The organism is Cytophagales bacterium (genome assembly GCA_019456305.1).
Classification (GTDB): domain Bacteria; phylum Bacteroidota; class Bacteroidia; order Cytophagales; family VRUD01; genus VRUD01.
In genome coordinates this window covers 1-8,372 of the sequence record VRUD01000122.1, presented here as the reverse complement: position 1 = coordinate 8,372, position 8,372 = coordinate 1, and the positions used below count along the sequence as shown (strand labels likewise).

At 40.5% G+C, this 8,372-nt stretch carries 7 protein-coding genes; 6 read left to right on the top strand and 1 reads right to left on the bottom strand.

Going from position 1 to position 8,372, the window contains the following annotated elements; genetic code table 11:
- Window positions 1–1,439 (bottom strand): VWA domain-containing protein (locus FVQ77_16805; protein MBW8051962.1); only part of this gene is annotated, 1,439 nt, incomplete at its 3' end.
- Window positions 1,440–1,645: 206 nt separating this feature from the next.
- On the opposite strand from FVQ77_16805, the gene FVQ77_16800 reads away from it, so the two are divergent.
- The 6 genes from FVQ77_16800 to FVQ77_16775 all read left to right on the top strand — a co-directional run.
- Window positions 1,646–3,400, top strand: a complete 1,755-nt coding sequence (locus FVQ77_16800) for a thiamine pyrophosphate-binding protein (GenBank protein ID MBW8051961.1) — start codon at window positions 1,646–1,648, stop codon at window positions 3,398–3,400.
- Window positions 3,401–3,605: 205 nt separating this feature from the next.
- Window positions 3,606–4,991: a GMC family oxidoreductase gene (locus tag FVQ77_16795; GenBank protein ID MBW8051960.1), complete on the top strand. Its 1,386-nt coding sequence runs from the start codon at window positions 3,606–3,608 to the stop codon at window positions 4,989–4,991.
- Entirely contained in the window at window positions 4,984–5,382 is a 399-nt protein-coding gene (locus FVQ77_16790) for a hypothetical protein (protein MBW8051959.1), read from the top strand. Before FVQ77_16795 ends, FVQ77_16790 begins: the two co-directional genes overlap by 8 nt.
- 453 nt (window positions 5,383–5,835) lie before the next feature.
- A complete protein-coding gene (locus tag FVQ77_16785; protein MBW8051958.1) occupies window positions 5,836–6,675 on the top strand; it encodes an NAD-dependent epimerase/dehydratase family protein in 840 nt (279 codons plus the stop codon).
- A 31-nt stretch (window positions 6,676–6,706) separates the two neighbouring features.
- Window positions 6,707–8,008 carry a M48 family metallopeptidase gene (locus FVQ77_16780; GenBank protein MBW8051957.1) on the top strand — a complete coding sequence of 434 codons (1,302 nt, stop codon included), beginning with the start codon at window positions 6,707–6,709 and terminating at the stop codon, window positions 8,006–8,008.
- A 170-nt stretch (window positions 8,009–8,178) separates the two neighbouring features.
- Window positions 8,179–8,372: Fic family protein (locus FVQ77_16775; protein ID MBW8051956.1), on the top strand; the 194-nt coding region annotated here is incomplete at its 3' end.

The following is an 8,372-nucleotide window of genomic DNA, read 5'->3' as shown; positions in this document are numbered from 1 at the left end:
TTCATCCTAAAAGAGTTCCGTTTTATTTCGGCAACCAAAACCCTTTTTGCTTTTCCGAATGTTTCAATATTGATATAATGCCCTTCCCCTTTTTCGGTGATTTGTTTTAAAGAGCTTTCTACATCTTTATCAGCTTTTATCCCTACTACTGAAAGGGTGATACCGCTTTTTGCCATATTGTTGATGTCAGCCTGCAAAGCCCTGTCTGCGCTAAATATACCGTCAGTAGCAAGGATGACCTGGTTGTTTCCTCCGTCAATATAATTATCATCTGCCACCTCATAAGCTTTTCGGATACCTTTGCTCCCGGCTGTAGCGCCTCCTGCTACTAAATTTTGAATTATTTCAATTATCTTTTCTTTTTCATCAGCAGGGCTTGAAGGTACGGCAATTTTTGTATTTGCTGCAAAAGTGATCACTGCTATGCGGTCTATGTTTCGTAGTATTTGCAACATCTCAATAATGGAGGTTTTTAACAGATCAAGCTTTCTGCTATCACCCATAGACCAGGAGACGTCTATTAGAAAAACAATGTTGTTGGCAGTAAATTTATCTTCAGGAAGCACGTAGCTCGGATTGGTAATCCGAGCAGCAGCAACAGGAGAAGTGGCAGTATCAGTGGCAGTAGTAAATATTGTGTCAATTAATTGAGGAGATTCTTCACTTTGTTCGGAAGTAGATATTGTGTCAATCAATTGAGGAGATTCCTCGCTTTGCCCGGAAGTATCAGAAGTGAGCAGGAGCGCTAATTTTTCTTCTTCAATCTGGGAGACGGGTTCCAGGTAAAATGCAGCGGTATTGGTTATTTTATTGACCAGCATGGTGTGCTCTTCACTGTAAAAACCATCGGCTTCAACGATCAGGTGATAGATCTGCCCCATGTGCAATTCATGTACAGCTTTTCCCTCAGCATTGTTGAAAACGGTTTTGATAGGAATGTATCCCTTAAAAATTTTAACAGTAGCATGTGTTACCGGGGTTTTATCCTGCATATTAAAAACTTCTATATGAAGATCGGTGGTATTTGAGGCCGGCTTATCAAAATTTGGGCATTCAGGATCATCATCCTTATCAATAAAATATACCTTTCCTTTTATACCAAGTACAACGGGCTCAAGACTGGAACTGATATAGAGGCGGATCTTTTTATTGAATATTCCTTTTCGTGTCGGGTTGTATTTTATCCGGATAATAGCTGAACTGTCGGGGGCTATCTTTTGGGTAGAATATCTTAAATTGATCTCACGCTCATATTCTGATGTTAATATATAAACGACCTCATTTGAATTGTTGCTTAAAGTAAAATCCGCTACCCGGTTGCTTCCATCAGCAAGGGTGCCGAAATCGTGAACGGTTTTATCAAAAACCTGACTAAAACAGTTGACAGTTGACAGTAGACAGTAGACAACGAAGAACGAAATTTGAATGAATTGTTTCATTATAAAATGCTAATATACGAATTAATAGTGTATAATACTAATATACGAATAGGGTATAATGCTAATATACTAATTTATACTAATGATACGAATATTTTTACTCTGCTTCTTAATATAGATTTCTTTATTAGTATCATTAGTATTCATTCGTATATTAGCATTTTATTATTCGTATATTGGCATCGGTTTAATTTATTCTTTTAAAAATGAACGGAGGAAATTTAATAGCAAAGGTACTATCCACCCAGGGTGTTAAGTTTGTCTTTACTTTATGTGGCGGGCATATATCGCCCATACTGACCGGGTGCAAACAGGAAGGCATCCGGGTGATTGATGTGCGCCACGAGGTAAATGCTGTTTTTGCTGCCGATGCAGTATCAAGGCTTACGGGCGTTCCGGGTGTTGCGGTTGTGACTGCCGGTCCGGGTGTTACAAATACCGTAACCGCGGTTAAAAACGCAAGCATGGCGCAATCACCGCTGGTATTATTGGGAGGTGCCACAGCTACAATCCTTAAAGGGAGGGGTTCATTACAGGATATTGACCAGATGGCGCTTATGAAACCCCACGTGAAATGGACAGCAGCAATAAAAAAAGTCAGGCATATTGTCCCAACATTAGAAAAAGCTTTTGTCATCGCACAGCAGGGTGTTCCCGGGCCTGTATTTATTGAATGCCCCGTAGATCTGCTATATGATGAGGCATTGGTCAGAGACTGGTATAATGCAAAAGATGACGAAAAGCCCGTGTCCCGAGTACTCGGGATTGGAGAAAAGATGTTGAAATGGTATTTGAAAAGACATGTTGCCAAAGTGTTTAAAGGTAAAGACAATTATAAATTATCTCCACAGATAAAGGCTGATAATTTTCCCATACATAAACAAAAGGATATCGAGAAAGTTAGAAAACGACTTGAAAGATCAAACCGCCCGGTTATGCTGATAGGCAGCCAGGCGCTTTTAGACGCAGAGGGCGCAGATAATCTGGCAAAAGCAATAGACAAGATCGGCATACCTGTTTACCTCTCCGGTATGGCCCGTGGCTTGCTCGGAAAGGGTTACCCTTTGCAGCTAAGGCATAAGAGAAAAAATGCGTTGAAAGAAGCAGACCTGGTATTACTGGCAGGTGTTCCATGCGATTTCAGGTTAGACTATGGCAGGCACATTCGCTCGTCCTCTACTGTTATTTCGGTAAACAGGAGCAAAAGAGACTTGTATCTGAATAAAAAACCTAAAATAGCGATACTTGCTGACCCCGGCACTTTCCTGAAAGACCTCTCAAATTCTGTTAGCAACCAAAATGCCAGATTGGATTCATGGATCGAACAGCTTAAACAAAGAGATAAGGAGCGCGAAGAAGATATTGATAGTAGAGCGAAATTTATTTCGCAAAAGCAAGCCATTAATCCTATTGGCCTGTTTAGAAAATTAGAACCAATGCTGGACGACAAAAGCGTCCTGGTAGCAGATGGAGGTGACTTTGTTGCTACAAGCGCTTACACACTAAAGCCCAGAAACCCGCTTTCATGGTTAGACCCCGGAGTTTTTGGTACACTTGGAGTAGGGGCGGGCTTTGCCCTTGGTGCAAAATTGTGTTTTCCTAAATCAGAGGTTTGGATAATTTACGGAGATGGCTCCTGTGCCTATAGTATTGCTGAATTTGATACTTTTGTCCGCCACAACGTTCCGGTAATAGCGGTAGTAGGCAATGATGCCTGCTGGTCTCAAATTGCCCGGGACCAAATTGAGATATTAAAAGATGATGTTGGGTGTATGCTCGTTCATTCTGACTATGATGTCGCTGTAAAAGGATATGGCGGGGAAGGGAAAAGAGTAAATAACATCAACGATTTTGAGGAAACGGTTAAAGAAGCTAAAAATGCCGCTAAAAATGGGAAGCCATTCCTGATCAATGCTATTATTGATAAAACGGATTTCAGGAAAGGGTCTATATCGATGTAAGATGCGGCACAGTCGACAGTCCACAGTCGGCAGTCGGCAGTTGGCAGTTGGCAGTTGGCAGTTGGCAGTTGGCAGTCGGTAGTCGGCAGTCCACAGCCGGCAGTCCACAGTCGGCAGTCGGCAGTCCACAGCGGGAAAACAGACAACTATAAACTAAAAAAATCCTTTTATCTTTGAAACGCTGTAATTTTATTAATTTTGCAAAATGTACGATTTTATCATTATCGGCTCTGGCTCCTCCGGTGGCGTATTAGCAAAAAACCTCCACGATGCAGGCGCTAAAGTGTTGTTAATAGAAGCCGGTAAATTTCTCAGGAAAGATACTTTCCCAAAAACTGAAGCTGAATACTCTTCACAGTTGTTCTGGGGAGGCGGAATTGAATTTGATTCCGAATCCACAACCGCCTTTCTCCGGGCAAAATGTGTTGGCGGTACTTCTATCGTCAACCAGTGCCTGATGGATCGTTTTGATGATGTGGCCTTAGATGATTGGAAAGCCCGGTCCGGTGTGGATTTCTTCTCCACACAAGCCATGGCGCCCTGGTATGAAAAGGTTGAGCAAAACATGGTTTTACACACTTTTGAAAGAAATGAATTCAACAGGAATGCGGAAATATTTACGGAAAGCTGCCAAAACCTTGGCTACAAATGGAAACCCCTGAGACGGGGACAAAGCGATTGTAAAATTGAGGAGGGTAACGATTGCATCGGCTGCCTGGGCGGTTGTCATCGTGACTCCAAGCAAAGCGTATTAGTTACATCTATTCAAAAGGCGGAGCAAACAGGACTTGAGATCCTTTCTGAATATATGGTCGACAGCATTCAGCATCAGGATGATTATGTGATCATAGGTGGTAAAAAAAATAAAGTAAGGCAGGAAATAAAGGGCAAAAAAGTTATCCTGGCTGGCGGCTCATTTGGTTCTACCCAGATCATGTTTAAATCGGGCTTAAAGGCAAAATTGCCGGCACTGGGCAAGGGATTTTGCCAGCATCCTCAATATATGTCGTTCGGGATATTTGATGAGCCGGTAGATTCGCATAAAGGCGCATTTCAAACCATTGCTTCAGAAGACCAGCATTTCAGGAAAAATGGCTTTAAGCTGGAAAACGTTTTTGCCCCGCCTATCTCGGTTGGGATGCTTTTTAATTGCTACGGCAGGCAGCACCAGGAACTGATGCTCAAATACAGGTATATGGCATGCATAGAAGCAGCCGTGAAAGATGAGCCGGAAGGTGGGGAAATAACCACAGATAAAAAAGGGAACCTGGTGATCAAAAAAGAGCTGACCGGCCAGGATAAAAGACGCAGGGATGCCGGACTGGAAGTGATTGACAATATTCTCAGCAATGCAGGGGCTAAAGAGATCGTTCATTCACCCTATTTCTTTGGCCTTCACCTGATGGGAGGGTGCAGCATTGGAACAGATGGATCAACTTCTGTTGTAAATCCTGAATTCCAGGTGCATGGGTATAAGAATCTTTATATTGCAGATTCCAGCATTTTTCCCAGCGCTCCGGGGATCAATCCTTCTTTGAGTATTATGGCGTTTTCACAAAAGTTAAGTGATGAATTGATAAGAAATGTCTAAATTATTATCCAAACCAGCCCTTAAAGCCATCAACCGCATCGGTGATATAATGATGCCCAAAAACGGTGAATTACCATCATACTCCGAGCTGGGCGGTATTGAGCATATTGACGAAATACTTCAATGCGCGCCTGAAAACGACATAAAGGATTTGAGTATGATACTATCCATTTTATCTGTAATGCCGGGTTTTGTATTAAAATGGCTTATTAAGAAAATGGGCAGGAGCCATAAACAAAAAGGCGGTTTATCAGTGATCTTCAGGCAACTGGATTTTGGTTTGAAAGGCATCATCTTATCAACTTACTATTCTGAAAAGGCCGGTTCGGGGTATAAAGGGAAAACTCCATTAGAGGTGATTGGGTACCGTATTAATAGGATACCGTGTTAGCGGTAGTTTTATTTTTTTAATTCAAAAATGATAGTAGTCACCGGTGCAGCAGGCTTTATCGGCAGTTGTCTTATCAGAAGGCTTAATGATGATAATTATCATGATATCATCGCTGTAGATGATTTTTCCAATCCACTGAAAAATAAAAATATTGTCCCTTATCCGCAAAGCAGCGTAGGTCGGATTGGTAATCCGACAGATAATGTTGGTAATCCGACAGATTATGGAAAAAAGATCCAAACAAGAGTAGACAGGGCACAGTTTTTTGATTGGCTGAAGAAAAACAATAAACGGGTAGAATTCATTTTTCATATAGGTGCAAGAACCGATACGGCCGAATTTGATAAAAAGATACTGGATGAGCTTAACCTTAACTATTCCAAAAAAATATGGCAAGCCTGCTGTGATTATCAAATTCCGCTTGTTTATGCTTCGTCCGCAGCTACTTACGGAATGGGTGAATTGGGTTATGATGATGATGAATCAATCATCCCAAAGCTAAAACCACTCAATCCTTATGGTAAATCAAAGAACGATTTTGATATTTGGGTATTAGAGCAGGCAACACAGCCCCCCCTACAACCCTCCTCTAAGTCCAGTCCCCCCAGAATCGGAGAACCGGGGAATCGGAGAAACGGAGAGGGGGAGGCAATTCACCGATTCACCGATTCATCCCCGCCTGCCAGCTCCGAGGGAAGACTTAGTGGGCGGGCAGGCATTCACCGATTCGGAAAGCAACGGTGGTGGGAGGGATTTAAGGTGGGGGGGCCTCCTTTCTGGGCAGGATTAAAATTATTCAACGTATATGGACCCAATGAATACCATAAAGGCAGGATGGCATCGGTTATTTTTCATACCTTTAATCAAATCAGCGAAACAGGAAAGATGAAGTTGTTCCGGTCACATAATCCTCAGTTCAGGGATGGAGAGCAAAAGCGGGATTTTGTATACGTGAAAGATGTGCTGGAAGTTTGTATGTTTTTAATGAAAAAAAAGCAAGATTCTCCCCCTTTAGGGGGTCGGGGGGTGAGTCTTTCAGGCATCTATAATCTCGGAACCGGACAAGCAAGAACCTTTATTGATCTCGCAAAAAGTACTTTCAAAGCAATGGGAAAACCTGAAAATATTTGTTACATTGACACTCCCGAAGATATCAGGGATAAATACCAGTATTTCACCCAGGCCAATATGCAAAAACTTCGGTCAACCGGATATGAAGTGCCGTTTTATAGTCTGGAGGATGGGGTAGGGGATTATGTTAAGAATTATTTGATGTTGAAAAAGTATTATTAACTTTGGGGGAATTGGGGAAAACTATAACACTATGTCTGCACAAACAATCTTACTCATCATCATCACCATCATTGCTCTTGATTTCCTTTTAGAGCAAATACTGGATTACATTAATCTCAAACATCAAAAATCCGAAGTGCCTGATGAAATGAAGGGCTACTATGATGAGGATAAGTATCGTAAATCACAGAAATACCTCAGTGTACAAACCCGGTTTTCCTTTGTAACTTCTGCTTTTAGCTTCGTATTAGCGCTCGTTATGCTGGTAGGTGGTATTTTCGGGATGCTAGATGAATGGATAAGAAACACTCCTTTGCCTTCCTTTGTAGGTCGGATTGGTAATCCGACAAATTTAGAGGCGAATGATATATCTGATCCTGTTGTGCTTGCATTAATATTTTTTGGTATACTTTATTTTGCTTCAGATATTTTAAATATGCCATTCCAGGTTTATCATACTTTTGTCATTGAAGAAAAGTTTGGCTTTAATAAGACAACCGTGAAAACCTTTATTTTGGATAAGCTCAAGGGATACTTTTTAACTATCTTAATAGGTGGGATCATTTTATCATTATTATTTTATTTGATCACTAAGCTTGGTGAAGGTTTCTGGCTTTACTTTTGGATCGTGATCACTGCTTTTTTATTTTTCGTAAATATGTTTTACACGACTTTAATTGTTCCGTTGTTTAACAAGCTGACACCGCTGGAATCAGGCGAACTGCGTGAAGCCATTGAAAATTACAGTAAACAGGCAAAATTCTCGTTGCGCAACATTTTTGTGATTGATGGCTCCAAACGTTCTTCAAAATCGAATGCTTACTTTTCTGGCATTGGCAAAAAGAAAAAGATCGTTTTTTTTGACACGTTAATAAATAACCACACCACAGAAGAATTAGTTGCCGTACTTGCCCATGAAGTCGGACATTATAAGAAAAAACATATCGTGACGGGATTTATTTTATCTACTATCCAGGTTGGTATTATGCTGTTTATTCTCTCTTTTTTTGTATTTAATTCTACACTTTCCGGGGCTTTGGGAGCTAAAGAAATGGGAATTCATCTTAATTTATTGGCTTTCGGTTTATTATATACCCCGATTTCCAAATTAACAGGGTTGTTTATGAATCTCATTTCACGGAAAAATGAATTTGAAGCAGATAAATATGCTGCCCAAACATACAACGCTTCTGCTCTGCAGGATGCTTTGAAAAAACTTTCGGTTGATAATTTGAGTAACCTAACGCCACACCCCGCTTATGTTTTTTTCCATTATTCTCATCCGCCTTTATTGAAAAGATTGGAGGCATTGCGAATGCAGATTAATAATTAGATGTCTGGTTGTCTATGATTATATGCAAGTGTTACAGGGCATTAATCGAATCACTACCGTATAATATTGAATCGCATCGTATCACAGATTGAAATACTGTTATCGTATATTTATCGAATAAAAACGAATCATATCGTATCATTTTATTGAAAATTTGATACATTTGTAATATGGAAAGTATAGTACATATGTTTACCATTGATCTTGATTGGAAGCTGATATCAATGATTAGCCAAATTGATAGATTTGATGCTTTATGGACTTCGATAGAAAAAAAAGAAGGTCAAAGCTTAAAACAACTAAAATCTATTGCAACGGTTAGAAGCGTTGGAGCTTCAACAAGAATAGAAGGTTCAAAAATGAG

Coding starts and splice junctions, on each gene's coding strand:
- FVQ77_16790 (MBW8051959.1), top strand. CDS start 4,984: ATGTCTAAATTATTATCCAAACCAGCCCTTAAAGCCATCAACCGCATC.
- FVQ77_16795 (MBW8051960.1), top strand. CDS start 3,606: ATGTACGATTTTATCATTATCGGCTCTGGCTCCTCCGGTGGCGTATTA.
- FVQ77_16785 (MBW8051958.1), top strand. CDS start 5,836: ATGGGTGAATTGGGTTATGATGATGATGAATCAATCATCCCAAAGCTA.
- FVQ77_16800 (MBW8051961.1), top strand. CDS start 1,646: ATGAACGGAGGAAATTTAATAGCAAAGGTACTATCCACCCAGGGTGTT.
- FVQ77_16780 (MBW8051957.1), top strand. CDS start 6,707: ATGTCTGCACAAACAATCTTACTCATCATCATCACCATCATTGCTCTT.